At 69.6% G+C, this 14,401-nt stretch carries 10 protein-coding genes; 1 reads left to right on the top strand and 9 read right to left on the bottom strand.

Annotated elements, in window-relative coordinates:
• Positions 1–42: 42 nt before the first annotated feature.
• Positions 43–3,174 carry a phosphocholine-specific phospholipase C gene (locus OHO83_RS29380; protein WP_330279969.1) on the top strand — a complete coding sequence of 1,044 codons (3,132 nt, stop codon included), beginning with the start codon at positions 43–45 and terminating at the stop codon, positions 3,172–3,174.
• A 63-nt stretch (positions 3,175–3,237) separates the two neighbouring features.
• Here OHO83_RS29380 and OHO83_RS29375 read toward each other — a convergent pair whose 3' ends face one another.
• From OHO83_RS29375 to OHO83_RS29335, 9 genes are all read right to left on the bottom strand, one after another.
• Positions 3,238–5,172 carry a TIGR03960 family B12-binding radical SAM protein gene (locus tag OHO83_RS29375; RefSeq protein ID WP_330279968.1) on the bottom strand — a complete coding sequence of 645 codons (1,935 nt, stop codon included), beginning with the start codon at positions 5,170–5,172 and terminating at the stop codon, positions 3,238–3,240.
• 49 nt (positions 5,173–5,221) lie between these two features.
• Entirely contained in the window at positions 5,222–6,718 is a 1,497-nt protein-coding gene (locus OHO83_RS29370) for a CYTH and CHAD domain-containing protein (protein ID WP_330279967.1), read from the bottom strand.
• Between the two features lie 258 nt (positions 6,719–6,976).
• Positions 6,977–8,173, bottom strand: a complete 1,197-nt coding sequence (rodA, locus tag OHO83_RS29365; protein ID WP_266670485.1) for a rod shape-determining protein RodA — start codon at positions 8,171–8,173, stop codon at positions 6,977–6,979.
• Positions 8,170–10,419 carry a penicillin-binding protein 2 gene (mrdA, locus tag OHO83_RS29360; protein WP_266670487.1) on the bottom strand — a complete coding sequence of 750 codons (2,250 nt, stop codon included), beginning with the start codon at positions 10,417–10,419 and terminating at the stop codon, positions 8,170–8,172. Before mrdA ends, rodA begins: the two co-directional genes overlap by 4 nt.
• Before the next feature lie 46 nt (positions 10,420–10,465).
• Positions 10,466–11,140, bottom strand: coding sequence for a rod shape-determining protein MreD (gene mreD / locus OHO83_RS29355; RefSeq protein WP_329435250.1), 675 nt, complete (start codon positions 11,138–11,140; stop codon positions 10,466–10,468).
• A gap of 12 nt (positions 11,141–11,152) precedes the next feature.
• The gene (gene mreC / locus OHO83_RS29350) at positions 11,153–12,100 is read right to left on the bottom strand and encodes a rod shape-determining protein MreC (RefSeq protein ID WP_266670491.1); all 948 of its coding nucleotides are present in this window, start codon (positions 12,098–12,100) and stop codon (positions 11,153–11,155) included.
• Between the two features lie 145 nt (positions 12,101–12,245).
• Entirely contained in the window at positions 12,246–13,265 is a 1,020-nt protein-coding gene (locus OHO83_RS29345; protein WP_059131610.1) for a rod shape-determining protein, read from the bottom strand.
• 315 nt (positions 13,266–13,580) lie between these two features.
• The gene (ndk, locus tag OHO83_RS29340; protein WP_329435249.1) at positions 13,581–13,994 is read right to left on the bottom strand and encodes a nucleoside-diphosphate kinase; all 414 of its coding nucleotides are present in this window, start codon (positions 13,992–13,994) and stop codon (positions 13,581–13,583) included.
• A 49-nt stretch (positions 13,995–14,043) separates the two neighbouring features.
• Positions 14,044–14,397 carry a DUF4233 domain-containing protein gene (locus OHO83_RS29335; RefSeq protein ID WP_266670496.1) on the bottom strand — a complete coding sequence of 118 codons (354 nt, stop codon included), beginning with the start codon at positions 14,395–14,397 and terminating at the stop codon, positions 14,044–14,046.
• Positions 14,398–14,401 lie beyond the last annotated feature (4 nt).

The following is a 14,401-nucleotide window of genomic DNA, read 5'->3' as shown; positions in this document are numbered from 1 at the left end:
CCAAACAGGCCGCCTGCAGAAGGACGTTGGAGGACACCCCCGATGAGCACGAGCTCACCGCACCCCGAGCACAGACCCGAACTCTCCCGCCGCACCCTCATCGGCGGCGCCGCGGCCGCCGGTGTGCTGGCCGCGCTGCCGCTGAGCCTGCGCACCGCGCTCGCCGCGCCGGGCAGGCCCGGCAAGCTGGAGGACATCCAGCACGTCGTGGTGTTCATGCAGGAGAACCGGTCGTTCGACCACTACTTCGGCACGATGCAGGGGATACGGGGGTTCGGTGACCGCGCCGCCGTGCGCGGGATCAACGGCCGGCCCGTGTTCCACCAGCCCGACCCGTCACGCGCCGAGGGCTGGCTCGCGCCGTTCGCGATGAACGCCGCGCACACCAGCGCCTATCAGCAGGGCGCCGCCGCCTTCGGGTTCGGCGACTCGATGAACGCCCGCAACGACGGCATAGCCGACGGCTACGTCACCCGGCGCGGCAGCGGCTGGCTCGGGCAGGGCTACTACGAGCCCGCCGACATGCCCTTCTACAACGCGCTCGCCTCGGTCTTCACCATCTGCGACCACTACTACTGCTCGACCGAGACCAGCACCAACCCCAACCGCGAGCACCTGATGACCGGCACCAGCGGCGGCACGGTGCGCGACATCGCCGTCGTCGACAACCAGGAGCCCGGCTTCGAGTGGACGACCTACGCGGAGCGCCTCGAAGCGGCGGGCGTCAGCTGGAAGACGTACCAGGCGCAGGAGAACTTCGACGACAACGCGCTCGCCTGGTTCGACACCTTCCGCGCCGCCGGGCCCGGTGAGCCGCTGTACGAGCGCGGCATGAAGAAGGTCGGCAACCCCGGGCAGACGAACGACCCGTGGGCGATGGGGGACGCGCTCGTCGCCGCGTTCGCCGAGGACGTGAAGAACGACACGCTGCCGCAGGTCTCCTGGCTCGTCGCGCCGGCCGCCCTGTCCGAGCACGCCAGCTACGCGCCGCCGCACGGCGAGGATCTGACGGCGCGTCTGCTGTCCGCGCTCGCCGACAACCCCGAGGTCTTCGCCAAGACCGCGTTCATCCTCAACTACGACGAGCACGGCGGCTTCTACGACCACCTGGTCGCGCCCGTGCCGCCGGTCGCCGAGGGCCGTGGCCGGTCGACCGTGACGCCCGACGGTGAGGTCGTGGTGCGGGTCAGCAAGGGCGGCTCGACCTTCTACCGGCCCGTCAACCAGCGGGGCCAGTACCGCGTGAAGGGTGCCGACGGGTCACTGACCTGGTCCGACACGCTGCCCGCCGGTGAGACGAAGGCCGCGGGGCCCTTCCCGCTCGGGCTCGGCATGCGCGTACCGATGATCGTCGTGTCGCCGTGGACGCGCGGCGGCGCCGTGGCGTCGACGGTGTGCGACCACACGTCCGTCATCCAGTTCCTGGAGAAGCGCTTCGGGGTGCACGAGCCCAACATCAGCCCCTGGCGCCGCGAGATCACCGGCGACCTGACCGACGTGTTCGACTTCTCCGGCAAGAACCCGTCGTGGCCCACGCTGCCCGACACCAGCGGCAACCGCCAGAAGGTCACCGACACCGGCAAGCTGCCCGCGCCCACCGTGCCCAAGCCGCAGCTTCTGCCCGAGCAGCAGCGCGGCAGCCGCACCGCCCGCCCCACCCCGTACGACCTGCGGGTCACGCCCCGCGTGCGCGGCGGCAAGGTCATCCTGGACCTCGCCAACCACGGCCGCCAGGGCGCCGTCCTCGCGGTGTACCCCGAGCCCGGCGTCGCGCCGAAGCACTACACGCTGAGCCCCAAGTCGAAGCTGTCCGACGTGTGGAGCCCCGGCGACAACGGCTACGACCTGCGCGTCCACGGGCCGAACGGCGCCCTGTGGCATCTGCGCGGCGACGCGGCGGGCACGTACGAGGCGCACCTGGACCTCGCCGACGACGGCCGCGGCGCCGACGTCGAGCTGACCAACCACGCCCGCACCGCCCGCACGTTCCTCGTCGGCGATCTCGCCTACGGCGGCGGCACCCGCGAGTTCCGTGTCGGCGCGGGCGCACACCGCACCGTCCGGATCCGCGTGCCGCGCGAGGGCTGGTACGACGTGGCCGTCACCGTCCGCGACCAGCCCGGCTTCCTGCGCCGGTACGCGGGCCGGGTCCCCGGCAAGCTGGAAGGTGTCACCGACCCCGCGATGGGGCTGCCCGACGCGCTCGGCGTCACGGTGTCCCTGGAGGCGGCGTCGACCACGATCGACGAGGCGATCCTGGTCCCGGGCAGGGCCGCCCGCGTCCGCGCACGGTTCGACGCGACGAGCGCCGTGTCCGCGATCGAGGCGCACCCGGTGGTGCCCAAGGGCTGGGCGGTGAAGGCGGTTTCGGCGCCGCCGGCCTCGCTCGCGGCGGGCGCGTCGGCGACCGCCGAGTGGGAGGTGCAGGTGCCCGGCGAGCTGTCGGGCACGGCCGCGTACCGGCTGCTCGTGACGGCCCGGGCCCGCTCCGGCGAACGGTTCGTCCTGGCCGACGGCGAGGTCTCGGCGCGTACCGCCCCCTCCATGGCGGGCCGTCTGCTCGGCGAGGACTTCGAGTCGGTGGCGGACTCGCTGGAGCCGGTGTCGGGGGTCGTCGGCTGGACGGCGAAGGCCCCGAAGGGCTGGTCGGTGGTGAACGCGGCCGGTATGCCGCAGGGCACCGCCCGCCTCCAGGGCTGGACGTTCCACACCAAGCGGGCCTGGTCACCGGCGGGTCAGGACCGGGGCGGCTTCGGCCGTGCGCTCGGCGTCGTCGCGGTCGCCGACCCGGACGACTGGGACGACACGGGATCGCCGTCGTCGAAGGGCACGTTCGACTCGACGCTGGTCTCCCCCGCGGTCCCGGTGCCGCCGGGCACGTCGAAGCTGTACGTGGCCTTCGACTCGCACTACCGCCAGGAGGCCCCGCAGAAGGCGGCGGTGACGGCGCTCTTCGACACGGGCGAGGAGACGCGCCTCCTCCACTACAGCGCCGACGCGACGGGCAACGACAACGCCGGCCATGACGCCGAGAACACCTTCGTGACGAAGGAACTCGCGGTCCCGGCGGGCGCGAAGACGGTCACCCTGAAGTTCCGCATGTACGACGCGGGCAACAACTGGTACTGGGCGGTCGACCACGTCCGCGTGGACGACAAGCCGATCACGGCGTGACACGAGCGAGGGGCCGGGACACCATGACGGCGTCCCGGCCCCTCGACTCCCGCTGTTCGTGCGCTACTTGACGACCGTCAGCGGCAGCAGCTTCTTGCCCGTCGGGCCGACCTGGATGTGCGTGTCCATCTGCGGGCACACGCCGCAGTCGAAGCACGGCGTCCAGCGGCAGTCCTCGACCTCGGTCTCGTCGAGCGAGTCCTGCCAGTCCTCCCAGAGCCAGTCCTTGTCGAGACCGGAGTCCAGGTGGTCCCAGGGCAGGACCTCCTCGTACGTGCGCTCACGCGTCGTGTACCAGTCGACGTCGACACCGACCTCGGGCAGCGTCTTCTCGGCGCAGGCCATCCAGCGGTCGTAGCTGAAGTGCTCGCGCCAGCCGTCGAAGCGGCCGCCGTCCTCGTAGACCGCGCGGATGACGGAGCCGATCCGGCGGTCACCGCGGGAGAGCAGGCCCTCGACGATGCCGGGCTTGCCGTCGTGGTAGCGGAAGCCGATGGAACGCCCGTACTTCTTGTCGCCGCGGATCTTGTCGCGGAGCTTCTCCAGGCGGGCGTCCGTCTCGGCGGACGACAGCTGCGGGGCCCACTGGAACGGCGTGTGCGGCTTGGGCACGAAGCCGCCGATGGAGACCGTGCAGCGGATGTCGTTCTGGCCGGAGACCTCGCGGCCCTTCTGGATCACGTTCATCGCCATGTCGGCGATCTGGAGGACGTCCTCGTCGGTCTCGGTGGGCAGGCCGCACATGAAGTACAGCTTCACCTGGCGCCAGCCGTTGCCGTACGCCGTGGCGACGGTCCGGATGAGGTCCTCTTCCGAGACCATCTTGTTGATGACCTTGCGCATGCGCTCGGAGCCGCCCTCGGGGGCGAAGGTCAGGCCGGAGCGGCGGCCGTTGCGCGTGAGCTCGTTGGCCAGGTCGACGTTGAACGCGTCCACGCGGGTGGACGGCAGCGACAGGCCGATCTTGTCCTCGGTGTACCGGTCGGCGAGGCCCTTCGCGATGTCACCGATCTCGGAGTGGTCGGCGGAGGACAGCGAGAGCAGGCCGACCTCCTCGAACCCGGTCGCCTTGAGCCCCTTCTCGACCATGTCGCCGATGCCGGTGATGCTTCGCTCCCGCACGGGGCGCGTGATCATGCCGGCCTGGCAGAAACGGCAGCCGCGGGTGCAGCCGCGGAAGATCTCGACGGACATCCGCTCGTGGACGGTCTCGGCGAGCGGGACGAGGGGCTGCTTCGGGTACGGCCACTCGTCGAGGTCCATGACGGTGTGCTTGCTGACGCGCCACGGCACGCCGGACCTGTTCGGCACGACGCGGCCGATGCGGCCGTCCGGCAGGTACTCGACGTCGTAGAACCCGGGGACGTAGACACCACCCGTCCTCGCGAGACGGAAGAGCACCTCCTCGCGGCCGCCGGGGCACCCCTCGGCCTTCCAGGCGCGGATGATCTCCGTCATGTCGAGGACGGCCTGCTCGCCGTCACCGATGACGGCGCAGTCGATGAACTCGGCGATCGGCTCGGGGTTGAAGGCCGCGTGGCCGCCCGCGAGGACGATCGGGTCGTCGATCGTACGGTCCTTGGCCGCCAGCGGGATGCCGGCGAGGTCCAGGGCCGTGAGCATGTTCGTGTAGCCGAGCTCGGTGGAGAAGGAGAGCCCGAACACGTCGAACGCCTTGAGCGGCCGGTGCGAGTCCACGGTGAACTGCGGCACCTTGTGCTCGCGCATCAACGCTTCCATGTCCGGCCAGACGCTGTACGTGCGCTCGGCGAGAACGCCCTCGCGCTCGTTCAGCACCTCGTAGAGGATCATGACGCCCTGGTTCGGGAGCCCGACCTCGTAGGCGTCCGGGTACATGAGCGCCCAGCGGACGTCGGAGCTCTCCCACGGCTTGACGGTGGAGTTGAGCTCACCGCCCACGTACTGGATCGGCTTCTGCACATGCGGGAGCAAAGCTTCGAGCTGTGGAAAAACCGACTCTGCGGCTTCGGCAGGCATACCCGGGACCTTCGTGAGCTGACAGGGATGACTGTCAAGCGTAACGCGGTCAGGAGACAGCCTTCGCCCACAGCGGTGGCAGCTCCTCCTCGGCATGCTCGGCGAGCGCCTCCTCGCGGCCGTACAGCAGCCCGTATGTGAAGGAACTCTCCCCCGCCGCGTGGGCCTGCGCCGCCAGGTCGCGCAGCGCCTCGCGCGCCATCACGCTGTCCTGGTGCTCGCCGAGCAGGTTCTGCAGCGCCTTCGCGTGCTTGCCGACGTCCTTCGCCCGCGCGCCGAGCGCGGGCGCGGCGACCTCGGCCGCGTACCGGGCGCGCTTGGCGGCCTTGCGGGCGCCGTGCAGGGCGAGGTCGCGCGCCGGGCCGGGATCCGTGTCGAGCGCCTCCTCGACACGGCCCGCGAGCCGCTTGTAGTCCCGCCGCACGGCCTTGGCCAGGGCGTTCTTCGGCTGCTTGGCCCGCAGCGGGGGCGCGTCGACGAGTGTGTCGAGGGCGGCGAGGAGCGCGAGGTAGCGCCTGCCGTCGAGTACGGCGATCAGATGGCGGCGCGATCCGGAGCGCCGGGCCCGTGACCAGCTCCGCAGCCGGGGGCGGACGGGGCCCTGCGACAGCTCGCTCGGCAGTTCGGCGAGGGCCGCGGTCAGCCGCTCGGTGAGGACCTCCTGGTCGCGGTCGACGCCGAGCTCACCCGCGAGCCACTTCAGCTCGTCACCGACCGGACGCGTCACGTCGCGGTCGAGGATCTTGCGGTACGAGCGCAGGGCGCTGCGCAGCCGGCGGGTGGCGACGCGCATCTGGTGCACCGCGTCGGGCAGGTCGCGGCGGACGGCGGGGTCGAGGTCGACGATCGCGTCGCGCTGGGCCCTGAGGTAGGCGAGGACGTGGTCGGCGGGGGTCTCGGGGTCCTCGGCGGGCCGGGCCGGGCGCGGGCCGATGCCGGTCTCCGTGAGCGCCCGCGCGAGCTTCGACGGGGAGGCCGAGCGGCTCGCGCCCGCCTTGCGGAGCTTCTTCTCGACCTTGCCGAGGAACGCCGGGTCGCCGCCGTCCGCCAGCTCGACCTCGATCTCGGTCCAGGCGGCGGCGCCGGCCCCGCCGGTGAGCCGCTCGGCCCGTACGCCGTCGACGCTGACCTCGGCGAGCAGCGCGCCGTCGGCGTCGTTGAGATCGCGGACGTCACGCGAGGAGCGCAGCCTCATCAGGGGTACGAGGTCGGCCTCGCGCACCCGGGAGCGCACGAGGCCGGTGAGGTCGCGGGGCACGTCGTCGGAGAGCGGTGCCCGGATCTCGTCCCGCACGCCCTCGGCGAGGGAGACGGGGAGCTTGAGGTGCCAGCCCGCGTCGGCCCCGCCGGTGCGGCGACGCAGGGTGATCGCCGCGGCCGCGAGGCGCTGGTCCACGGTGTCGTAGTAGACGGCGTCGAGGTCGACGACGCCTTTGTCGATGACGGCCGAGACTCCGGCGACACGGCTCAGATCCGGCAGTCCGAAGCCTTCGTCGGCCACGGGCGCCTCGTACTTGCGCTCGATCTCCCGCTTGGTCTCCGCCATCGGTCCTACCTCCGAGTGAACCGCTGGTCCGCATCAGTGGCGCCGACGCCGATGCGTTCCAACTTATGCACCTGCCCTCGGGCAGCGGTCAGGGCTTGGCCGTCATGAAGCTCGATGGAGCCAAGTGAGAAGCCGCCCCGCTCGCGGGGTGGAGGATTCACAAACCGAATTTAGTCGCCATTCGGTTGTATGGGCAGCCCTCTGCCGGAGCCAGGTTCCTGTCCGGCTCGGGCAGAGGGCTGCTTCGTCCGGGTGTTCCTACGCCGACATGGGCCTTTGGACGCGGATCGACTGGAGTAGCCCGATCGCCACCCAGACGGCGAACATGGACGATCCTCCGTACGACACGAACGGCAGGGGCAGACCCGCCACCGGCATGATGCCGAGCGTCATGCCGACGTTCTCGAAGGACTGGAAGGCGAACCAGGCGATGATCCCGGCGGCGACGATCGTGCCGTAGAGCTCGGTCGTCTCGCGGGCGATGCGGCAGGCACGCCACAGGATGACGGCGAGCAGGAGCAGGATCAGTCCGGCTCCGGCGAAGCCGAGTTCCTCGCCGGCGACGGTGAAGACGAAGTCGGTCTGCTGCTCGGGCACGAACTGGCCGGTGGTCTGGGAGCCGTGGAAGAGGCCGGTGCCGGTCAGGCCGCCCGAGCCGATCGCGATGCGGGCCTGGTTGGTGTTGTAGCCGACGCCGGCCGGGTCGAGCGCCGGGTTGGCGAAGGCGGCGAAGCGGTTGATCTGGTACTCGTCGAGGATGTGCAGCCGCCAGACGGAGACCGCGCCGAGCACACCCGCGCCGAGCAGGCCGAACACCCATCGGTTGGAGGCGCCGGAGGCGAGCAGCACACCGAGCACGATGATGACCGCGACCATGATCGTGCCGAGGTCGGGCATGAGCAGCACGACGAGCATCGGGACGGCCGCGAGGCCCAGCGCCTGCAGCACCGTGCGGTGGTCGGGGTGCTGCCTGTCGCCCGCGTCGACCCGTGAGGCCAGCAGCATCGCCATGCCCAGGATGATCGTGATCTTGGCGAACTCGGCGGGCTGGAGCGACACTCCGCCCGCGGCGAGCCAGTTGCGCTGGCCGTTGATCGTGTCGCCGAGCGGGGTCAGCACCAGCAGCATCAGGAAGACCGAGGCGCCGTAGAGGATCGGCACGGCCGTGCGCAGAGTGCGGTGGCCGAGCCAGATCGTGCCGACCATCAGGCCGAAGCCGATGCCGGCGTTCATGAGGTGCCGGATCAGGAAGTAGTACGGGTCGCCCTGGTTGATCTCGGTGCGGTTGCGCGTCGCCGAGTAGACGAGCGCCGAGCCGATCAGCGAGAGCGCGACCGCGGACAGCAGTATCGGCCAGTCGAGGCGGCGGGCGACCGAGTCGCGGGCGAAGATCCGCGTCCAGCTCGCGCGCTCGGGGCCGTAGCCGGAGACGGAGAAGTTGTTCGCACCGGTCATGTGAGGAGCCTCCGCCGCTTCTTCGGACGGGCCGTACGCCGTCGTGTGTTGCGGTTGCTCGCGGTCGGCGAGGGTGTGGTGGCCGCGGTCTGCTGGTCGTTCGTGCCGGACTTCTCCTTCTCGCCGGCCTGCAGGTCCTTGACCGGGTCGTCGGAGATCTTCGCGGCGTCGATCGAACCGTCCGCCTGGATCTTCGGCAGGCTCTTCAGGGGGGTGGGCAGCAGGGCCTTCTTCTTGTCGATCGAGCCGTCGGCGGAGACGCCGTACAGCGCGTTGTAGATGTTGCGGACGGCCTCACCGGAGGCGCCGGAGCCCGTACCGGCCTGGGAGATCGTCATGATGACCGTGTAGTCCTTGGAGTACGTGGCCAGCCATGACGTGGTCTGCTTGCCGTAGACCTCGGCGGTACCCGTCTTGGCGTGCAGCGGGATCTTGTCCTGGGGCCAGCCGCCGAACTTCCAGGCGGCGGTACCGCGGGTGACGACGCCGGCGAGGGCTTCGTTCATGCCCTTGAGCGTCGCCTTGGTGATCGGGAGCTTGGCCTTGACCTGGGGCTTGATCTCCTTGACGGTCTTGCCGTCGGCGCTGACGATCGCCTTGCCGATGGTCGGGACGTACTCGGTGCCTCCGTTGGCGAGGGCCCCGTAGATCATGGCCTCCTGGATCGGCGTGAGGAGGGTGTCACCCTGGCCGATGGAGTAGTTGATCGAGTCGCCCTCGCGCATCTTGTTGCCCTCGAGGCAGTTCTCGTAGGCGATCTTCTCTACGTAGCTGCCGTTCTTCTTGCCGGTCCTGCACCAGCTGTCCTTGTTGGACTTCCAGAAGCGCTGCTTCCACTGGCGGTCGGGGACGCGGCCGGTGACCTCGTTGGGAAGGTCGACGCCGGTGGTCTTGCCGAGGCCGAACTGGTGGGCGGCCTTGTAGAAGTAGTCCTTGGGGGTCTTCTTCGGGTTGATGCCGCCGTCCTTCTTCCACTCGCGGTCGGCGAGGCCGTAGAAGACGGTGTCGCAGGAGACCTCCAGCGCGCGGCCCAGGGAGATGGGGCCGAAGTTCTCACCCTCGAAGTTCTTGAAAACCTGGTTGCCGACCGAGTAGGAGCTGGTGCAGGGGTAACCGCCGTCCCACTTGTAGCCGGCCTCGGCCGCGGCGGCCGTGGAGATCACCTTGAACGTCGAACCGGGCGCGGACTGACCCTGAATGGCCCTGTTGAGCAGCGGGTAGTCGGAGTCCTTGCCGGTGAGCTTCTTGTAGTCCTTGCCGGAGATGCCGCCGATCCAGACGTTCGGGTCGTATGTCGGCGCGGACGCCATGGAGACGACCCGGCCGGTCTTGGCCTCCATGACGACGACCGCGCCGGAGTCGGCCTTGTAGTTCTCTTCGGTGATCTTGTCGTACTGCTGGCGGGCCACCTTCATCGCCTCGTTCAGCTGGTACTCGGCGACGCGCTGGACACGGGCATCGATGCTGGTGACGACGCTCGCCCCGGTCTCGGCCTTGTCGCTCTTGGCCCTGCCGATGACGCGGCCGAGGTTGTCGACCTCGTAGCGGGTGACGCCGGCCTTGCCGCGCAGCTCCTTGTCGTAGGTGCGCTCAAGGCCGGAGCGGCCGACCTGGTCGGAGCGCAGGTACGGCGACGAGGTGTCCTTGGCCTTCTCGATCTCGGCGTCGGTGACGGGCGAGAGGTAGCCGAGGACCTGCGCGGTGTTGGAGCCGCCCGGCCCGGCGTAGCGGCGTACGGCCTCGGGCTCGGCGGTGATGCCGGGGAAGTCCTCGGAGCGCTCGCGGATCTGGAGGGCCTGCTTGGGCGTGGCCTCGTCCGTGATCGGGATGGGCTGGTAGGGCGAGCCGTTCCAGCAGGGCTGCGGCGTCTTGGCGTCGCAGAGGCGGACCTTCTCCGTGACGTCGCCGGCCTTCATCCCGAGGACGCCGGCGAGCTTGGCGAGAACGGCCTTGCCGTCGTCGGGCATCTTCATCAGGTCCGTGCGGGACGCGGAGACGACCAGGCGGGTCTCGTTGTCGGCGATCGGCACACCGCGGGCGTCCAGGATCGAGCCGCGCACGGCGGGGCTGACGACCTGCTGGACGTGGTTGCCGGAGGCCTCCTTGGCGTACTCGGCGCCGTTGCGGATCTGGAGGTACCAGAGGCGGCCGCCGAGGGTGAGCAGGAGGGACAGGACCAGGATCTGGAGAACGACGAGCCGGATCTGGACGCGTGGGGTCCGCCCGGTCTCGGGAATGTTGGTCATGCTGCCTCCCCCTCTCAGTGCGTGTACGCGGTGATGTGCGCGGCGATCACAGGCGCTTGACCCCCTTGATGCGGCCGGCCCGCGCGGTGCGCGCCCTGGCGGCCTTCAGCCGGAGTCCACCGCGCTGGTTGCCGATGCGCAGTCCGGTGCCGGAGGAGAGCCAGCCGGCGGTGACATCGGTGGTCTTGCCGGCGCCGGGCGAGGAATCGGCCAGCGGATCGTTGTCGGCGCGTCTGGCCAGGGCGATGATGAACGGCACGGTGAACGGCGCGAGGAGCAGATCGTAGAGCGCGGCCGTGAACAGCAGGCTCGCGATGCCCACATGGCGGGCCGAGGTGTCACCGACGAGGGCGCCGACGCCCGCGTAGAGCAGGGTCGAGCCGATGGCCGCGGCGACGACCACGACCATCGGGCCGAAGGCGGACCTGAGCTGGCCGTTGTCCGGCTTGGCGAGGCCGACGAGGTAGCCGACGACGCACAGCACGAGGGCGTAGCGCCCGGCGGCGTGGTCGGCCGGCGGCGCCAGGTCGGCGAGCAGACCCGCGCCGAACCCGATGAACGCGCCGCCTACATGGCCGTACACGAGGGCGAGGCCGACGACGGTCAGGAGCACGAGGTCCGGCACGGCGCCGGGCAGTTGGAGACGGGCGAGTACGCACACCTGGACGACCAGGGCGACGATCACCAGGGTGGTGGAGAGCAGCAACCGGTTGAAGCGCATGAGATCCAGCTCCTACTGCTCGTCGATGCCGTTGGCGTCGGCCGCGGGACCGGACGGCGTGGCCGTGACGGTGACGGTGGGCGTCGGCTTGGGCTTGGCCGGCTTGGACGGCAGCACCTCGTCGCGCGGATCGGTGCGCGGAGCCTGTACGACCACGCCCACGACGTCGAGCTTGGTGAATCCGACGTACGGCTTCACATAGATCGTCCGGGTCAGGTCGCCGCCCGTCGGATCGACGCGCACCACCTGCCCCACGGGCACGCCGGGCACGAACGGCTTGTCGGCCTGGGACCCGAAGGTCACCAGACGGTCGCCCTTCTTGACCGTGGCCTTGCCGTTGAGGAGCTGCACGCGCAGCGGCCGGTCGCCCTGTCCGGAGGCGAAGCCGAGCTCGTCGGTGCGCTCCATGCGGGTGCCGACGGTGAAGTCGGGGTCGTTGGCGAGCAGGACGGTCGCGGTGTTGGGTCCTACGGTGGTCACACGCCCCACGAGTCCGTCCCCGTTCAGAACGGTCATGTCGCGCTTGAGGCCGTCGGCGGCGCCGGCGTCGATGGTGACGGTCCAGGAGAACCCCTGCGCTGCTCCTATGGCGATGACCTGGGCCCCCTTGATGCCGTACTGCCCTGCGCCCGCCGTCTTCAGCATGGAGTCGAGCTGGCGGATCTTGCTTCGGTTGCGGTCGTCGCTGCCGAGCTTCGCCTTCAAGGCGGCGTTCTCACGCTCCAGTTCGCTGACGCGGTTGTGCCGTTCACCGGAGTCCTTGACGGCAGCTATGGCGTTGCCGATCGGGTCGACTGCGCTGGAGACGCCGTTCTCCACGGGGCCGAAGACCGTGGCGGCGGCCTGGCGGGCACCGTCGACCGGCGAGTCCTCCCCACCGCGGATGTCCACCGTGATCAGTGCGAACGCGATGGCGATCAGCAGCACCAGGAGCAGCCGGCTCTCTCGTGTGTCCCTCACGTGCGGCGGCCGTGCCTTCCTCAATCGGATTCTGCGGAAACCCTGAGGTACCGCAGGTTATGGGGAATTCTTACGCCTTGCCTATATATCAACGATCCGCCGTACGAAGTGGCAGGCACTCGTACGGCGGACGTCTCGCGTCAGGTCATCTGCGCGGCTGGGCGTCCAGCACCTGCTGGAGCGCCTCGAACTCCTCTACGCACTTGCCGGAACCGAGCGCCACGCTGTCGAGGGGGTCCTCGGCGATGTGGATCGGCATGCCCGTCTCACGGCGCAGCCGCTCGTCGAGGCCGCGCAGCAGGGCGCCGCCGCCGGTGAGCACGATGCCCCGGTCCATGACGTCGCCCGACAGCTCGGGCGGGCACTTGTCCAGGGTCGTCTTGACGGCGTCGACGATCGCGTTGACCGGTTCCTCGATCGCCTTGCGCACCTCGGCGGCCGAGATGACGACGGTCTTCGGAAGTCCGGACACGAGGTCACGCCCGCGGATTTCGGTGTGTTCGTCGGAGTCGAGGTCGTACGCGGAGCCAATCGTGATCTTGATCTGCTCGGCAGTCCGCTCACCAAGGAGCAGCGAGTACTCCTTCTTGATGTGCTGGATGATCGCGTTGTCCAGCTCGTCCCCGGCGACCCGGATGGACTGTGCTGTGACGATTCCGCCGAGCGAGATCACCGCGACCTCGGTGGTGCCGCCGCCGATGTCGACCACCATGTTGCCCGTGGCCTCGTGGACCGGGAGGCCGGAGCCGATGGCCGCGGCCATGGGCTCCTCGATGATGTGCACCTGGCGGGCACCGGCCTGCGAGGAGGCCTCGATGACCGCGCGGCGCTCGACACCGGTGATGCCGGAGGGCACACACACCACGACACGGGGGCGAGCGAGGTAGCGCCGCTTGTGGATCTTCAGGATGAAGTAGCGGAGCATGCGCTCGGTGATCTCGAAGTCGGCGATCACGCCGTCCTTCAGCGGACGCACGGCGACGATGTTGCCCGGCGTGCGGCCGATCATCTTCTTGGCTTCGGCGCCGACAGCGAGGATGCCGCCGGTGTTGGTGTTGATCGCGACGACGGACGGCTCGTTGAGTACGATCCCGCGACCCCTGACGTACACCAGCGTGTTGGCGGTCCCGAGGTCGACAGCCATGTCACGGCCGATGAACGACATTGAGTTCCCCATCAGGATTCGTCTGGCCTTCCCAAGTGGAGCGTTTGATGGCTTGTTAGGTAGGCGAGGTGGGTGCGAGTGGCGTGGAGGCTTACATCGTAGTCTCGCCTGCACGAACACGGCGCGAGGGTCTTCGCCATTGTCAGCAGATGAATCCCCGCTCCGCTAATGGGGACGTGCCGACGGAGTGTCGCGTTCCCCCAATGGGGGCGCATATGCCAAAAGGCGGCCGAATTTCTCCGGCCGCCCCTGTTCAGCGGCGTTCCGCAACTGACGCAGCGTCAGAAAAAGAACTTTCCGGTCTCACGGACCGGACTACACGTGTCCGGGGAAGAAGATCTTCAGCTCGCGCTCGGCCGACTCCTCCGAGTCCGAGGCGTGGATCAGGTTCTCGCGGACGATGGTGCCGAAGTCGCCACGGATGGAGCCGGGAGCAGCGGCGATCGGGTCGGTCGGGCCGGCCAGCTGACGCACACCCTCGATGACCCGCTCGCCCTCGACGACGAGAGCCACCACGGGCCCGGACGCCATGAAGGCGACCAGCGGCTCGTAGAAGGGCTTGCCCTTGTGCTCGCCGTAGTGCTGCTCCAGGGTGTCCTGGTCCAGGTTCCGCAGCTCCAGCGCGCTGATCGTCCAGCCGGCCTTGCGCTCGATCCGGCCGATGATCTCCCCGACGAGACCGCGGCGGACGGCGTCGGGCTTGAGAAGGACAAGAGTGCGCTGAGTCATGGTGCGGCTCCAAAATCTTCGTGGGATGACCGCACGATACCGGGCACGGCTACGCGGTGTTACCTCCGGCCTCGGCCTGGGCGGCCCACCTGGCCTTGGCCTCGTCGATCCTGCGGCCGAAGTGGACGGAGGCCCACCAGAGCCCGGCGAAGCAGAGCCCCAGGACGAACATCATCGGCACGACGAACCCGCTGGCTACGAGCGCCGCTTGAAGCACCCACCCCAGCTCGATGCCGCCGCGCCGCCCGAGCGCCCCGCACAGCAGCACGGACAGCAGCATGGCGACACCGCACACGCCCCACACGACCCCGTCCGAGAGGTCGGGGTCCTTCATGGCGACGAGTCCGGCGAAGCCGATGACGAAGAACTCACCGATCAGGGTCGATGAACACAGCACGCGCACAGCG

It is taken from the genome of Streptomyces sp. NBC_00569 (assembly GCF_036345255.1).
GTDB lineage: Bacteria > Actinomycetota > Actinomycetes > Streptomycetales > Streptomycetaceae > Streptomyces.
Note: the sequence above shows the minus strand (reverse complement) of the source record. Positions and strands in the feature narration are given on the sequence as shown.

Coding starts and splice junctions, on each gene's coding strand:
- OHO83_RS29370 (WP_330279967.1), bottom strand. CDS start 6,718: ATGGCGGAGACCAAGCGGGAGATCGAGCGCAAGTACGAGGCGCCCGTG.
- rodA (WP_266670485.1), bottom strand. CDS start 8,173: ATGACCGGTGCGAACAACTTCTCCGTCTCCGGCTACGGCCCCGAGCGC.
- OHO83_RS29375 (WP_330279968.1), bottom strand. CDS start 5,172: ATGCCTGCCGAAGCCGCAGAGTCGGTTTTTCCACAGCTCGAAGCTTTG.
- ndk (WP_329435249.1), bottom strand. CDS start 13,994: ATGACTCAGCGCACTCTTGTCCTTCTCAAGCCCGACGCCGTCCGCCGC.
- OHO83_RS29345 (WP_059131610.1), bottom strand. CDS start 13,265: ATGTCGTTCATCGGCCGTGACATGGCTGTCGACCTCGGGACCGCCAAC.
- OHO83_RS29380 (WP_330279969.1), top strand. CDS start 43: ATGAGCACGAGCTCACCGCACCCCGAGCACAGACCCGAACTCTCCCGC.
- mrdA (WP_266670487.1), bottom strand. CDS start 10,419: ATGACCAACATTCCCGAGACCGGGCGGACCCCACGCGTCCAGATCCGG.
- mreD (WP_329435250.1), bottom strand. CDS start 11,140: ATGCGCTTCAACCGGTTGCTGCTCTCCACCACCCTGGTGATCGTCGCC.